At 60.7% G+C, this 15541-nt stretch carries 13 protein-coding genes; 3 read left to right on the top strand and 10 right to left on the bottom strand.

Features of this window, described 5'->3' with window-relative positions; all coding sequences use genetic code 11:
- Positions 1–355 precede the first annotated feature (355 nt).
- From RTS12_RS10035 to RTS12_RS10025, 3 genes are all read left to right on the top strand, one after another.
- A complete protein-coding gene (locus tag RTS12_RS10035; protein WP_312528038.1) occupies positions 356–1366 on the top strand; it encodes an ABC transporter substrate-binding protein in 1011 nt (336 codons plus the stop codon).
- 75 nt (positions 1367–1441) lie between these two features.
- A complete protein-coding gene (locus RTS12_RS10030; protein WP_312528036.1) occupies positions 1442–2329 on the top strand; it encodes a proline/glycine betaine ABC transporter permease in 888 nt (295 codons plus the stop codon).
- Positions 2322–3359, top strand: coding sequence for a glycine betaine/L-proline ABC transporter ATP-binding protein (locus RTS12_RS10025; protein ID WP_312528034.1), 1038 nt, complete (start codon positions 2322–2324; stop codon positions 3357–3359). The genes RTS12_RS10030 and RTS12_RS10025 overlap by 8 nt, the downstream gene beginning before the upstream one ends.
- A gap of 118 nt (positions 3360–3477) precedes the next feature.
- Here RTS12_RS10025 and RTS12_RS10020 read toward each other — a convergent pair whose 3' ends face one another.
- The 10 genes from RTS12_RS10020 to napG form a co-directional block, all read right to left on the bottom strand.
- On the bottom strand, positions 3478–4992 hold the full coding sequence (locus RTS12_RS10020; RefSeq protein WP_312528032.1) for a M81 family metallopeptidase: 1515 nt from the start codon (positions 4990–4992) through the stop codon (positions 3478–3480).
- Positions 4993–4998: 6 nt separating this feature from the next.
- Complete coding sequence (locus RTS12_RS10015) at positions 4999–5952, bottom strand: ATP-binding cassette domain-containing protein (protein WP_312528030.1); 954 nt, start codon at positions 5950–5952, stop codon at positions 4999–5001.
- Positions 5949–6872, bottom strand: a complete 924-nt coding sequence (locus tag RTS12_RS10010; protein WP_312528028.1) for an ABC transporter ATP-binding protein — start codon at positions 6870–6872, stop codon at positions 5949–5951. Before RTS12_RS10010 ends, RTS12_RS10015 begins: the two co-directional genes overlap by 4 nt.
- Positions 6869–7693 carry an ABC transporter permease gene (locus tag RTS12_RS10005; protein ID WP_312528026.1) on the bottom strand — a complete coding sequence of 275 codons (825 nt, stop codon included), beginning with the start codon at positions 7691–7693 and terminating at the stop codon, positions 6869–6871. The genes RTS12_RS10010 and RTS12_RS10005 overlap by 4 nt, the downstream gene beginning before the upstream one ends.
- Complete coding sequence (locus RTS12_RS10000; RefSeq protein ID WP_312528024.1) at positions 7693–8628, bottom strand: ABC transporter permease; 936 nt, start codon at positions 8626–8628, stop codon at positions 7693–7695. The genes RTS12_RS10005 and RTS12_RS10000 overlap by 1 nt, the downstream gene beginning before the upstream one ends.
- Positions 8629–8711: 83 nt before the next feature.
- On the bottom strand, positions 8712–10304 hold the full coding sequence (locus RTS12_RS09995) for an ABC transporter substrate-binding protein (RefSeq protein WP_312528022.1): 1593 nt from the start codon (positions 10302–10304) through the stop codon (positions 8712–8714).
- A 106-nt stretch (positions 10305–10410) separates the two neighbouring features.
- Complete coding sequence (locus RTS12_RS09990) at positions 10411–12048, bottom strand: amidohydrolase (protein ID WP_312528020.1); 1638 nt, start codon at positions 12046–12048, stop codon at positions 10411–10413.
- Between the two features lie 140 nt (positions 12049–12188).
- Complete coding sequence (locus RTS12_RS09985) at positions 12189–13841, bottom strand: Na/Pi cotransporter family protein (RefSeq protein WP_312528017.1); 1653 nt, start codon at positions 13839–13841, stop codon at positions 12189–12191.
- A 116-nt stretch (positions 13842–13957) separates the two neighbouring features.
- The gene (gene napH / locus RTS12_RS09980; protein ID WP_312528015.1) at positions 13958–14833 is read right to left on the bottom strand and encodes a quinol dehydrogenase ferredoxin subunit NapH; all 876 of its coding nucleotides are present in this window, start codon (positions 14831–14833) and stop codon (positions 13958–13960) included.
- On the bottom strand, positions 14833–15498 hold the full coding sequence (gene napG, locus RTS12_RS09975; RefSeq protein ID WP_312528013.1) for a ferredoxin-type protein NapG: 666 nt from the start codon (positions 15496–15498) through the stop codon (positions 14833–14835). Before napG ends, napH begins: the two co-directional genes overlap by 1 nt.
- Between the last annotated feature and the right edge of the window lie 43 nt (positions 15499–15541).

The raw sequence follows: 15541 nt of genomic DNA, 5'->3' as shown, positions 1-15541 counted from the left end.
CGGAATAGGTCGATTTCTGCGCCTTTAACGATGTTGAAATGGGCCACTGACCTGAGCGCCAAATCCTCACCTCATCGATTCAAGGGCAAAATCCACCGCGATCAACAAGGGCCTTGGGCCCATCCCCGCACCCCTTCTGCTGCTGTCACGAGGCAATTGCGCAAATAACTCTGGTAAAGACGCCTTGGGCTGTCATGCTTTCGCCTACAGCCCCATGCGCACCGCCCCTGCCAGACCAGCACAGATAAGCGCCGACAAGATCACACCATCCAGACCGCACCACCCAAAGCCCGCAACACGACAAATGCCAAAAACACCAGACCCTCAGACAGGGCGAAAATGACCGGGAGACGATATGAATAAGCGACGTTCACTAGGCTGCGCCCTGGCAGTTGGCTGGGGCGTGCTGGCCTTTGCCCCTGCGGCCCTTGCGCAGGATTGTGGCGATGTCAGTATTGTCAGCATGAACTGGCAAAGCGCCGAGGTCTTGGCCAATCTGGATCAGTTCATCCTGAACACGGGCTATGGCTGCAACGCCGAGATCATCGTGGGCGATACCGTGCCCTCCTTGACCTCGATGGCCGAAAAGGGCCAGCCCGACCTTGCCCCTGAGGGCTGGACCGGCCTTGTCCCCGAGGTGATCGACCAGGGCGTCAAGGACGGCAAGATCGTCTTGCTGGGCGATGCGCTTATGGATGGCGGGCAACAGGGTTGGTGGGTTCCCAAATATCTGGTTGATGCCCATCCCGACATCAAGACGATCGATGATGCGCTGGCTCATCCCGAGCTGTTCCCCGACCCCGAGGATGCCTCGAAGGGGGCGGTGTTCAACGGCCCGCAGGGCTGGGGCGGCACAGTCATCACCGATCAGCTGTTCAAGGCCTTTGGTGGCGCGGAAAAGGGCTTTAACCTGATCGACACGGGCTCGTCTGCCGGGTTGGATGGCTCGATCGCCAAAGCCTATGAGCGCAAAGAGGGCTGGATCGGCTATTACTGGGCCCCGACCGCGCTTTTGGGCAAATATGAGATGGTCATGCTGGGCTTTGGCACCGATTACGACCCGGCCGAGTGGAAGCGCTGCACCTCGGTCGCGGATTGCCCTGATCCGCGCAAGAATGCTTGGCCCACCGATAAGGTCATGACCATCATCACGACCCCCTTTTCCGAGCGCGCGCCCGCTGAGGTCAAGGATTACCTGACCAAGCGCAGCTGGAAAAACGCCACCGTCAACGCTTTGATGGCTTGGATGAGCGACAATCAGGCCACCGGCGAAGAAGGCGCGCGGCAATTCCTGAGCGAGAACCCCGACATCTGGGGGCCATGGGTTTCGACCGAAGCGGCCGAAAAGATCAAGGCAGCGCTCTGACCGCCACAGACAGCCGTCAGGCTGCCATCAGGCGGCCTGACCCAACCAGGACACGTAACCCAGTTAGGCGGATAGATGGATTGGCTGAGCAAGTTTCCCGCAATTGACGACAATACGATGCGCGCCTTGAAAAAGGCCATCGACGACGGATTTCGAGACTTCACGCGCGGTTATGGCAATGCAATCGAGGCGTTCTTTGCGCCGCTGCAAACGCTGTTGATCTGGGCAGAGCGGCTGATGACCAAGACGCCATGGATCATCGTGCTCATTGCCATAATCGCGATTGTCTGGCTGGCCAGCCGCAGCTTGCGCATCGTGATCGGCACAGCGATCACCCTGCTGCTGATCGGCGCGTTCGGCATGTGGGACGATACGATGAAAACGGTCTCGATGATCATGGTCTGTACGGCGATTGCCATTGCCGTCGGCATGCCGATCGGGATCATGATGGCGCGTTCGAACCGGGTTCAGGCAGTGGTCAACCCGATTTTGGACGTGATGCAGACCATGCCCAGCTTTGTCTATCTGATCCCGGTGGTCATGTTGCTGGGCATTGGCCGCGTGCCCGGCTTGATCGCGGTGGTGATCTACGCCCTGCCGCCCATGATCCGCCTGACCAATCTGGGCATCAGGCTGGTCGACCGCGATGTGCTGGAGGCCGCCGATGCCTTTGGGTCCTCCAGTTGGCAAAAGCTGCGCAACGTCCAGATCCCGCTTGCGATGCCCACGATCATGGCTGGTGTGAACCAGACCATCATGATGGCCTTGGCCATGGTGGTGATCGCATCGATGATCGGGGTGCAGGGCTTGGGGCAGCCGGTGCTGCGCGCCATCAACAACCAGTATTTCACCCTCGGCGTCTTTAACGGCTTTGCCATCGTCGGCATCGCCATCATCTTTGACCGCGCAAGCCAAGCCTTTGGCCGTCGCCTGCAAAAACATGTGGAGCTTGCCAATGGCTGAGGAAAAAACCGGCGCGGCCATCGAGATCCGGCATCTTTACAAAATCTTTGGCGCAACCCCCGCAGCCATGGTCGAGCGCGTCCGCGCAGGTCTGAGCAAAACCGAGTTGAACAAGCAATTCGGCCATGTCCTGGGGCTGAATGACATCAACCTGTCGATCCCGGCGGGCTCGATCCAGGTGGTGATGGGGCTTTCGGGATCGGGCAAATCAACGCTGATCCGCCATATCAACAGGCTGATCGATCCGACCGCGGGCGAAGTTCTGGTCGATGGCACTGATGTCGTGAAAATGAACAAAGAAGAGCTGCGCCAATTTCGTCGCCATCAAACCGCGATGGTGTTTCAAAAATTTGCGCTGCTGCCTCATCGCACGGTTCTGGCCAATACGGTCTATGGGCTGGAAGTTCAGGGCATGGCCAAGCGCGAGCGGGAAGACATCGCGATGCGCTGGATCGAGCGGGTGGGGTTGAAGGGCTACGAGAACCACTATCCCAGCCAGCTGTCCGGGGGGATGCAGCAACGTGTGGGGCTGGCGCGTGCGCTGTCAAACGACGCGCCCATCCTGCTGATGGACGAGGCCTATTCCGCGCTGGACCCGTTGATCCGGGTTGATATGCAGTCCGTGCTTCTGGATCTGCAAAAAGAGATCCGCAAGACCATCGTTTTCATAACCCATGATCTGGATGAGGCGTTGCGATTGGGGGATCAAATCGCGATCTTGCGCGATGGCGAAATGATCCAGCAAGGCACCAGCCAAGATATCGTGCTGCGGCCTGCGGATGAATATGTCTCGAACTTTGTCAAAGAGGTGAACCGCGGCAAGGTCGTTCAGACCCGCGCCCTGGCCGAAGCCATCGGCGATCCTGCGCAATGGCCATCACATACGATATTGGAAAGCGACACGCTTGAAATGGCCGCAAGGCAATTTTCCCAGACCGGGACCGAGCGCGTCACCGTGGTTGCGCAAGATGGCAGGCCGCTGGGGGTTTTGACGATGAAACGGATGCTGGAGGCCATGGTCTTGCATTAAGCACGCTCCGCCTGATGGGTGCCAAGAACGGGCACCAACGGCGGGGGCTGCAAGCACGAGGGGACAAGAACGGGGGCGCTGCCCCCGCGCCCCCGGGGTATTTCTTGATGAAGAAAGCCTAGATGAGAGCTGGCTTTCTGTCGAAATCGCGTTCGAGCGGCCAGAGCGGGCGCGGAGCACGGTGATAGGGGCGACGCTCGGCGCGGGGCGTGGCCAATGCGCCCGCATCACAGACAATGACCTTGCCGGCGATGGGTTCGAAGGCCGCCCGGAAATGCTGCATGCTTTTCAGTGCCAGCACGCGAACGCGGGTCGGTTCAATGCCAAAGGCGCGTAGTTGTTGCAGATCGACCATCTGCTGGGCTTCGGTCACGATCAGCACCAAAATCCCACCCAGATCAAGCACCGCAGTCGGGCCAAAGCTGTGCGAGAGGCCGCCCTGAATCGGACCGTCGCCGATATAGGCGCCGTCCGACAGCTTGCGAATGACGCCGGTCACGCGAAGCGGGCCACCGCCGAAATTGGCATCCCCCTTGCCACCGATCGAGAGGGTGACGGTGTCGCCTTCTGCGTGGCGGTGCAGTTCTGCGGCGGCTTGGGGGTCGATCATCGGGCTAAAGACCGCATCGGTCACGCCCGCATCGATGAGCCCTTTGAGCAAGGCGGTGGAATCGCCATAGGCCCCTGCGCCGGGGTTATCGGCGTAATCGGCAATCACCAGGGGCTGACTGTCCTGCCAGGCCAGAGCCTGAGCTGCGGCATCATCGACCTCGATGAAGACGTTGCGCTTTTTGCTGCGGCCGTCCCAGATTTTCGTGGCCAGATCCTGTGTCAAAGCGGTGGCTTGCGCCTGCGCATGCGGAAGGCGACTGTCATAGGTTGCCAGCACCGTCGGGCCGACGCAGAAAACATCCGCCCCGGTAAAGGCAGCATTCACCGATACCGCCAGAAGGCCATCCGTTTCTGCCTGAGACGCGGCAGTATAAAGCGCCAGCGTTTCAGGGATATCGGTGCGGCCCGAATTCGCCTCGTCCAGCATCGGGACATGGGCGCGGACGGTTTTGGGGGCGATCTCGCCCTTCATGCAACGCTCGAGGATGCGGGCGGCATGGGCGCCCGTCTTGCGCATGTCGACATGGGGATAGGTTTTGTAGGAGACGAAAATCTGGGCGTGCTCGACCATTTCGGGCGAGACCATCGCATGCAGATCCAGCGTGACCGCGATCGGGATCTGATCCCCAAGTTCGGCGCGCAAGAGCCGCAGCAGCAGCCCCTCGCCGTCCTCGCAAAATTCCGGCACCATCGAGCCATGCAGCGATAAAAGCACGCCATCAAGGCGGTCTTTATTGTCGCGCGCTGCCTGCAAGATCACGCCGCTGATATGATCATAAGCGGATTGCGTCACCTGCCCGCCCGGAACGGCATGGGCGGTGATGGCATGGATCACCTGCCAGCCCGCAGGGCGTGCGACATCAAGAAAGCCTGCCAGTTCGGTATTGGCATTGCCGCGCGCTGCAATCGCATCATCGCCATAGTAAAGCGAATCTGCCTGAAACTGCGCCAGATCGGTGCGGTAACGCGAAAAGGTATTGCTCTCGTGTTGGAATTCGGCGGTCAGGACGGTGAAACTCATCTGGGCTCAATCGGCTAGGCGAACGCAGTGATCCGGCCCAATCGGGGTCAGAGTGCTGGGCTCGGGGGGCATGGCTGGGTCGGGACGGGTCGAAATATCGGGCGCGAAACGGCGGCCCGGCGGAATTTGTGCACCATCAGGTACGCCGCGCGCGCCGGTCAGGATCGCCTCGGCATCGGGGACCGAGCCAATCAGGCGACGTGTATAGGGATGGGTTGGACGCGAGAAGACCGAATGCCAGTCCCCCTCTTCGACGACCCGGCCGAAATACATCACCGCCACCCTGTCGCTGACATGTTCTACCACCGAAAGATCGTGTGAAATCATGATATAAGACAGGCGCAAGCTCTGTTGCAGATCCATCAGCAGGTTGATGATCTGCGCTTGAATCGAGACATCGAGCGCCGATACAGGCTCGTCCAGCACCAGGATTTTCGGATCAAGCATCAGCGCGCGGGCAATGCCGATACGCTGACGCTGGCCGCCGGAAAACTCATGCGGGAAGCGCTTGGCGTGATCGGGGGTCAGCCCGACACGGGTCAGCATGGCCGCCACCCGATCCTGCGCCTCTTGGCCCGAAGCCAGATCATGTAGTTTCAACTGCGCCAGCAGCGTCGATCCGATGGTTTGGCGCGGGTTCAGCGAGGCATAAGGATCCTGAAAGACCATCTGCGCAATCCTTGCGCGGTCCTTGCGACCGGGTGCGCCTGCGCCGCTCAGGGGCTTGCCCTGATAAAGGATCTGGCCCGAGGTCGGCTCTTGCAGCCCCATCACCGCCAGCGCGGTCGTGGACTTGCCGCAACCGGATTCGCCGACGATCGACAGGCACTCGCCCTCATTCAGGGTCAGGTTGACCCCCTCGACCGCGCGCAATGTCCGGCGCGGCGCAAAGGGGCTTTGACGCGGCAGCGGGAAATGGACCTTGAGGTCGCGGATTTCCAAAAGAGGTGTCTGGGTCATGAGCGGGCCTCGGCCAGAATGCGCGGGCCGCGCGGGGTGATCAGGGTGGGTATGTCGCGGCCACGGTCCTTGGCCTCGACAACCTCGGTCAGCTCGGTCAGGCGCGAGCGCTGCCCCGGCTCGCGCGAGCCGAGGCGCGGGCGGGCTGCCAGCAGACCCTTGGTGTAAGGATGCAGCGGATTGGTAAAGATATTGCGGGTGTCCTGTTCCTCGACGAGACGCCCCTGATCCATGACGCCAACGCGCTGGCACATATTGGCGATGACCCCCAAATCATGGCTGACCAGCAAAACCGCCGTGCCCTCGGCGCGGCACAGATCTGCCATCAGCTCAAGCACACCGGCCTGCACCGTGACATCCAGCGCCGTTGTCGGCTCGTCCGCGATCAAAAGATCGGGGCGACAGGCCAGCGCGATCGCAATCATGACACGCTGGCGCATGCCCCCAGACAGCTGGTGGGGATAGGCGCGGGCACGCTCTTCGGGGGCTGGAACGCGCACGCTTTCCAAGGCTTCAATGGCCTTTTTGCGGGCATCTGGCCAGGACATGCCCCGGTGGATCACATACATCTCGGCGATCTGGCGACCGATGGTCAGCAGCGGGTTAAGCGCCGTCATCGGCTCTTGAAAGACCATTGCGATACGGTCGCCGCGCAGCTGGCGCCGCTCGCGGGGGCGCATGCCCAGAACGTCGCGGCCCTGAAAATGAATCGTGCCGCCCGTGACCGTCAACGGCCGCTTCAACAGCCCCATCACCGCAAGCCCGGTGATGCTTTTGCCAGAGCCGGATTCGCCGACCAGCCCGTAGGTTTCCCCCGGCAGAATATCGAGCGAGACGCCATGCAGGATCTGGTGGCGCTTGCCCAGCCCAATGCGCAGATTGCGCAACGACAGGATCGGATCGGGAAGAAGATCGCTCATGCCTTCCGCGTCCTCATATGGGGGTCGAGCATGTCGCGCAGACCGTCGCCCAGCAGGTTAAAGCCCAGCACCGTAACAAAGATGGCAAGGCCGGGGAAAATCGCGGCCCAAGGGGCAACCCGGATCAGCTCTCGGGCGTCAGACAGCATATTGCCCCAGCTTGGCTGCGGCGGGCGAATGCCGACGCCCAGAAACGACAGCGCCGCCTCGGCCAGAACCGCGCCGCCAATACCCAGCGTCGCGATGACCAGCACCGGGCCCAGGATATTGGGCAGGATCTGGGTGCGCATAATGTTCAGATCACTAAAGCCCGCAGTTTTGGCTGCTTGCACAAAGCCCTGATTTTTCAGCGACAAGGTAGAAGACCGTGCGATCCGACAGGTCCAGGACCAGTTGGTCAGCCCCAGCGCAATCAGCAGGCTGGGCAGCCCAGGCCCCAGCACCGCCATGATGGCAAGCGCGAAAACCAGTGAGGGAATAGCCAGCATGACATTGGTCAGACCGTTGACCAGATCATCCCACCAGCCGCCGAAATACCCGGCCGAAATCCCCAGCGCGGTCCCGATGAAAGAGTTGATGACCTGCGAGATCAGCCCGACCGTAAGCGAGACCTGCGCGCCATAAAGCACGCGCGAGAACACGTCACGCCCCTGCCCGTCGGTGCCCATCCAATGCTCCCAGCTGGGGGGCATTTCCGAATTCATCAGATCCGCATCCATGATCGGATCGTAAGGCGCGATCACAGCGGCGAATACCGCGCCCAGAATGGCGATGCTGACCAAAGCCAGACCAAGTGAAAAGTTGAAACGTAGCTTCATCATCAGGCCACCTTGATGCGCGGATCGATCACCGCATAGGCGATATCGACCAGCATATTGATGACCAAAAACCACAGCACGATCACCAAAACCGCGCCCTGCACGACCGGGATATCGCGTGCGGCCACGCTATCGACCAGCAACGAGCCGATGCCGGGCCAAGAGAACAGCTTTTCGACCACGATTGCCTGACCCATCAGCGCCCCGATCTGCAGACCCATCGTCGTCAAGATCAGCACCAATACGTTGCGGCCAACATGGCTGCGCACCAGCCGCGGCTCGGTCAGGCCTTTGGCGCGGGCGGTGCGGACGAAATCGGCATTCATCACATCCAGCACGCCCGCCCGTGTCGTCCGCGCGAGCAGCGCCATCGGCGAAACCCCCAGCGCGATCGCAGGCAAGATGATGTGCTGCAAACTGCCCGGCTGATAGCCAAAGCTGGGCAGCCAGCCCAACTCGAGCGCGAAAACATACATCAACAGCAGGCCAAACCAGAATTCGGGCAGCGACAGCCCCGAAACCGCGACGATCATCGTGCCGGTATCAAAGATGCTGCCGGGTTTGAGTGCCGCCAAAAAGCCCAGCGGGATGCCGATCACCGCTGCAAATCCCATTGCAAACAGCGCCAGCTTGACCGAGGGCCACAACCGGGGCTGGATCACATCCCAGACCGGCTCGCGCGTGCGATAGGAAATGCCCAGATCAAAATGGGCCAGCCCCCAAAGATAATCCCACAGCCGGACCAGAAGGGGTTGGTCCAGCCCAAATTGCGCATTCAGATGCGACAAAGCTTCGGCATTGGTGGCGTTGCGCCCCTCGGCCATCAGGCTTGAGATAAAGCTGCCGGGTACGACGCTAAAGATCACGAATATGATCAGGACGACCGCCAAAATCGTGGGGATCATCTGCAGCATCCGGCGAAGGATGAATCGCATCATCTGCGGGTTCTGCCTTTCGTTGGAATTGAGCGGAAGGCTGGACGGGACCGGCTGACCGGACCCGCCCTACCGGAAGGACGCAATTACTTGCGGGCGTCAGGCGCGGTCTCGTCGATCCACAGATCTTCGTAGTCCTGAATCGCCAGCTCCATCGCATTCGGCTTTAGCCCGTGAATCCAGGGCTGATAGGCCATAACAGCCTTGTTATAGTTGAAGAACCAGACCGGAGCCTCTTCTTGCAACAGGTTGTTGGCCTGTTTGAGCAGCTCGGTTTGCTTGGCCAGATCCGTTTCATTACCGGCTTCGTCGATCAGCTTGTCAAAATCAGCATTGTTGAATTTGACATAGTTGCAGGCCGACAGCGGCGTTTTCGAATGGAAGCAGGACAGGTATTTCAGCGCATCCGGACCCGACGAGTTCGACCAGATAAAGGCCTCGAAATTATCCGAGACGATCTTGTCGGACAGAACCGGGCTTTCGACCGGATCGGTGGTCACTTCGACGCCAACCTTGGCCAGCATGGGAATGATCGCCTCGACGATCGGCACGCCCCAGCTTTCATTCGGCGTCGCGGTGACGGCGAATTTCAGGCCGGTCTCATAGCCTGCCTCTTTCAGCAGCGCCTTGGCCTTTTCCGGGTCATAGGAATAAGGAACCGCGGTCTGGTCGAAAGCAGGCGACGAGGTCGGCAGCCAAGACACAGCCGGATAGGCCTTGTCCTTGAGCAGCTTCTTGATGATCACTTCGCTGTTGATGGCGTGGTTGATCGCCTGACGGACGCGCTTGTCCTTGAAGGCTTCGACATTGGGGTTGAAGCCGATATTGCGGGTATAAACCTCGGCGACTTCAAGGATGTGGTCCTTCAGCGCGGGGTCCTGGCCATAGGCCTCGTATTGGACCGGGCCCAACACGTTCGCATCGATTTCACCATTGCGGAAAGCGACGTCGCGCGCGGCGGCCTCGCCCATCAGCATGATGTCCAGCTTGTCGAGATAGGGTTTGCCCTGCTCGAAATACCTGTCGAACTTGACCAGCTCGACTTTAGAGCCGGGGACGTAATTGGCCAGTTTGAACGGGCCAAGGCCATTGGGCTTGGAGGCCAGCTGATCCTCGGGGTAATCCTTGGAATAGATCGGCGCATAGTTCGACATCAAAGCCCAACCCGGATCGGCCAGATTGGTCATGGTGATTTCGATGGTGCGATCATCGATCTTCTTGAGGCCCGAAATCGCTTCGGCCTTGCCGTCCTGAACGTCTTGCGCGCCAGCGATGGTCAGAACCTGCTCGGCCCCCGTCAGCGCCTTTTTCGGATCGGCCAGACGGTTGTAGCTGAACAGCACGTCATCGGCGTCCAGCGTATCGCCGTTATGGAAGCTCGCCTCGCGCAGCTTGAACGTATAGGTCTTGCCATCCGCCGATTTCTCGACCGATTCCGCAAGATCCAGCTCGGGCTTGCCCGATTCCGGGTTCCACTTATACAGCGAACGGTTCATCGCCTTGGCGACGATCTCGTCTTGGGTATGCGGGGTCGCGGTAATATCCAGCGAGCCGATCGACGAGCCATAAGGCGCGGTAAAAATCAGCTTGCCGCCTTCACGCGGGGTCGCATCTTGCGCAAAGGCGACGGTTGCCGTCCCCAACGCAAGTGCTGCCATCAGGCCAAGTTTGCTCAGCATATTGTCTCTCTCCCTGTGATGCGGGGGCTTGTTTGCCCCCGGTTTTATCCCTCAGCCCGACATGGCCGCGCGCCCTGATACTGGGCGCGCCGGCCTGCCAGCACCGTCAGGCCTTGGCCGTGATCAAGTCATGGACAATGCGCCCATCAAGAATGGTCATCTCGCAGCGGGTCTGATGCAAGATTACCGCGGGCTCGGCGGTCAGCAAATCTTGCGAAAAGACCGCAACATCGGCCAGCATCCCCGGCACCAGCTGACCTTTGACCTTTTCGGCGCCCTGCGAATAGGCACCATATTCAGTATAGGCACGAAGCGCCTCTTCTGGCGTCAGAATTTCCGAAGCATCCATCACCGTGCCCTTATGGGTCTGGCGCGTGATCATCGCATGCAGATCCGGGTAAGGATTGGGCGAGCAAACCGGAGAATCGCTGCCGGTCGAGGGCTTCATCCCCAACCGCGTCCAGGTGCCGATCGGATAGGACCGCAGGCCGCGCTCTGTCCCCAGAACCGCAACATAGGCATCGCCGAAATCATGGATGAACGCCTGTTGCGGCGCGGGCAGAACGCCCGCCGCAATCATACGCTGGTTCATCGCATCATCGACATAGCCGCAATGCTCGATCCGGTGGCGGTGCTGATGGTCGGGATGGGCTGCGCGCACCCGCTCATAGGCGCGCACCAGCTGATCGATCGAGGCATCGCCGATACCGTGGCAGACCATCGTATAGCCCATGCCGGTATAGCGATCGACCAGCTCGAACAGCTGATCGTCCGGCAGCATCTGGACCCCGAAATTTTCGGGTTGGCCCTGATAGGGCTGGAACATCCATGCCGTGCGCCCGCCTGCCGAGCCATCGGTGAAAATCTTGACCCCGCCGATGCGGAACATGTCATTCCCGACACCCGTGACCAGCCCGACCGCATGGCAGCGCTCGACAATCGAGGAACCGGGATCGCCCAACAGCGTCGCCCAGACCCGCACCGGCAAACGCCCGTCGCGGGCAGCAAGGTGATAGGCCTGAATTTCGGTCATACCGTCGATCTGGCCGGTCGCGGCATCCATGCAGGATGTGATGCCAAATTCGATCAGATGCCGGCCGCCTGCCTCGATCGCGTCGATAATATCGTCCAACGAGGGCGTAGGCTGCACGTTATAGACCAGATTTTGCGCATTCTCGGCCAGCATCCCGGTCAGGACGCCATTTTCGCGACCAATCACGCCACCATCGGGATCTACCGTCTCGTAGCTGATGCCCGCCAAAGCCAGACCGGCCGAGTTTGCCACCGTGACATGGCCGCATGCGCGCGTCACCGAAACAGGGTGATCGGGCAGCGCTGCGTCCAGCTCTTGTGCGGTCGGCATCAAACCGTCGTCATAGCGGGTCTGGTCAAAGCCGCGTGCGCGCACCCATTCGCCTTTGGGCGTTTGCGCCGCACGGGCCTGAAGGGCGGCAATCAACGCGGCGCGGGTGGGCGCGGCATCGGCTGTCGCATCCACCTGCTGACGCAGCAACCCCGTCGAGATCAGATGAAGATGCGCATCATTCAGCCCCGGCATGGCAAAGCGCCCGGCCAGGTCCACGACCTCGGTCTGAGCACCGATCAGCGGCGCAATCGCCTCATCCGTGCCGGACGCCAGGATGCGGTTGCCCTTGATCGCCAGCGCCGAAACGACGGGAATTCCGTAGCCGGGCCAGATTTTACCATTCCGCAAAACCAGATCAGCGGTAATCGAAGACGTCATGTCGGTTGCTTTCTTTCCTCGCGCGGCCCCCGCTTTCCGGTGCCCGCTCCCTTTGTCAAAGACCTGTCGAAACTGCTTGCGGCTGTCAAGCTGGCCAAGGGGAAAAATCCAGCGATCCGCGTGACTTCCGCTTTGGCCATCTAACTGTTTCCTGTCATGACGCGGCTGTCACGCAGCATGCCCTGCTCGCGCAGAATGGGATAGGCCACTGATGCCAGATGGGCGTTGATCCGCTTGAGATCACGCAGCAAATCCAGATGAATCGAGCTGGTCTCGATGGTTTCGACGCGGCCCTGTCGCACACGATCCAGATGCTTTTCCGCCGAGGCTTCTTCCAGACGGCGGATGTTCACCTTGGCTTCGACCAGCTTTGAGGCCAGCGTGATATCGCGCGACAGAAAGATGGCCTGTGCCATGTGCAAATTGTCGCGGGTTTCCTTGAAAAAGCGTGCAATCTCGGCCAACCCCTCGGACGACAAGCTCAGCTGCTTGCGGGCCTTTTTCGCCAAAAGCTCGGTCAGCCCGCTTTTGATAATGTCGCCGACCTGCTCAAGATTGATCGCATAAGACATAATCTCATCGGCCTGCTGGCTGTCGGCCGGGTCAAGCTCAACCTGCGAGAGCCGCGCGACATAAAGCTTGATCGCCTCGTGCAGGCTGTCGACCTGCTGTTCGCGCAGGCTGACACGCTCGGCAAGGCCCTCATCGGGGCTGGCCAGCGCATTCATCACCTCGTCCAGCATCCCGGCCACCAGATCACCCAGATGCAGGGTTTCGCGCTTGGCCACGGCAAGCGCCAGTTCGGGCGTGTCCAGCAAGCTGTCATCCAGATACGAGGGCTGCTCGGAAGGGGTCATCGGCCCGTCCGGGATCATCCGCGCCACCAACCGCCCGACCGGGGTGATCAGCGGCAAGAAGACGACCAGCAACCCCATATTGAAGGCAATATGCGCAATCGCAGGCAAGCTGCGCGGATCGCCCGTCAGCGCGATCAGCCACTGCGCGATCGGGGCCGCGAAGATCGTGATCACCGTGGCACCCAGCCCGCGCACGATCAGATTGGCCAAAGTCAGACGCCGGGCCTGTGGCCCCTCGCCCGTAACCGCCAGCCAAGGCGGAACTGCTCCGCCCAGATTGGCCCCGGCCACCAGATAGATCGCCATCGGCCCCGAGATCATCCCGCCGCCCGCCAGAACCATGGCCAGCACGATCACAGCCAGGCTGGACGAGGCGATAACCGCCAGCCCCGCGGCCACAAGTACCGCCAACAGCGGCGCCTGACCCAGCGCCGTCAGAACGGTCGCAACGACCTGGGAATCGCGCAAAGGCTGGGTCGATTCGTCCATCAACCGCAGCGCCAGCAGCATCAGCCCCAGCCCCAGAACCGCCCGCGCCACGCCTTTGGCCGTCACGCTTTTGGCCCCCAGCGACATGGCAACGCCGATCAGGATCAACAGGCTGGCAAAGGCGCTGACATCGGCGGACAGCACCAATGCCACGATCGAAGTGCCCAGATTGGCCCCCAGCATCACCGCCTGAGCCATAGCCAAAGTGATGAATTCGCGCGCCGCAAATGACGCGGTTATCACGGCGACTGCTGTGCTTGATTGCAGCGCAAGCGTCGCCATAAAGCCCCAGAATGCGGCAAAAACCCGGTTCTTGGTGCCTTTGGCTATCCATTGACGCAGCGAGGCGCCAAATGCGCGCAGGATGCCGGTTTTGATCTGGCCCAGCCCCCAAAGCAGCAAGGCTGCCGCGCCGAAGATATTCACCAGCTCAATGGTCGGATCCAAATCTTACACCTGTCGCCCTTTCTGCGCCCCTCGCAATCAAAGAGCGTAGATGTTTGTTATCGCTCACACTCAGGACAGATGACAAGCGTCGTTAAGGGCCGGGCTTGTGCCGGGGCCTAGGGGCGCAGGCGGGTGGTCATGGCAAAGACATCGACCGGACAGGAATCGATGCAGCCGCCGCAATTTTGGCAATCTCCATGCAGGATCAGCGGGCTGTCCTTGCCCTTCAAGGCCGGCACGATCACATGTGGCTCGGGGCAGATGTTGAAGCAAGCGCCGCAATCGGTGCAAGCATCGCGGTGGCGCGCCGAGACGCGCACAAGGCTGGCCCGGCCAATGATGCCGTAAAAGGCGCCGACCGGGCAAAGATGGCTGCACCACGCCCGGCGCGAGACGAACATATCCAGCAAAAAGACGATCAGGATCACGACCCAGCCAATGCCGATGCCCGTGATGAAGGCACGTTGCAGCAGGCTGACGGGATTGACAAATTCCCAGGCGATCGTCCCCGTGATCATCGAGGCAATCAGCGTTCCCGCCAGCACATATAGCCGCGTGCGCTTATCCAACTTGCGATCCCGCGTCAGCCCGGTTTTCTCGCGCAGCCAATAGGCCGCATCGGTGACGACATTGACCGGACAGACCCAGCCACAATATGCCCGACCGCCCACCACAAGATAAAGAGCCGTGATCAAAAGCGCCCCGGTAATCGCGGGCAGGATCGGCCAATGCCAGCCCAACAGGGATTGCACAAAGATATAGGGGTCACTGAGGCTAATCAGGCCCAGCAAACTACTGGAGGCGAAATTGCCCTTAGCGATCCAGATCCCGAAAAGCGGCCCGGTCATAAAGATCGCCAACACAAGAATTTGTGTTATACGGCGCAGAAACCACCATTTGTGGGCGCGGATCACGCCATGCGCCTGAACTCCTTGGCGGCGACTGTCCGAGATCCACCAATCCATGGCCCGACGCAACGAAACCCGTGCCATCACACGCTCCGGCCTGCGCGGTTGCGCCCCGGGCCACCCAACCCCAGATCACGCGGCAGCACGCGAATGGCCGCATGGCCCAGAACACATTGCTTTTCGCAGGTGCCGCATCCGGTGCATTTGTTGGAATGGACCACCGGGATCACCACCTTGCGCCCATTGACCTCCATCGGCTCGAGCGAGATCGCCTCGTCACGGATAGGGCAAACGCGCACGCAGATGCCGCAATTCAAGCCCTTGAAGTTCAAGCATGTTTCGTGGCCCACTAAAACGGCCACCCCCATGTTCGCATCCCGGATCGAGGGGATGTCGCGGTCCAGCGCCCCGGTTGGACAGGCTTTTGCGCAGGGCACATCCTTGCACATATAGCATGGGGTTTCGCGTGGGGTGAAAAAGGGCGTGCCCAGTTCAGCTTCTTGCCCCCATTCGGCCAATGACAACGTGTCATAGGGACAGGCCTCGACGCAAAGCCCGCAATGCACGCAGGCGGCCAGAAACTCGGCCTCGGGAAGGGCACCGGGGGGGCGAATGGCGCGCGCATCGGCCTTGCTGGTGGAATGGATGATCGCTGCAAGTGAGAAGCCGCCAAGGCAAGCAACCCCGGCGGCCTTGACGGTTTCGGTTAATGCCTGACGGCGGGTGACCTTGCGTTTGCTCGGTGCCATCTCCGTACTCCTGCGGGAATGCCCGCCCGGGGCGCCAATCCGG

Source organism: Paracoccus sp. (in: a-proteobacteria) (assembly GCF_032007265.1).
In the GTDB taxonomy this organism is placed as follows: Bacteria; Pseudomonadota; Alphaproteobacteria; order Rhodobacterales; family Rhodobacteraceae; genus Paracoccus.
Note: the sequence above shows the minus strand (reverse complement) of the source record. Positions and strands in the feature narration are given on the sequence as shown.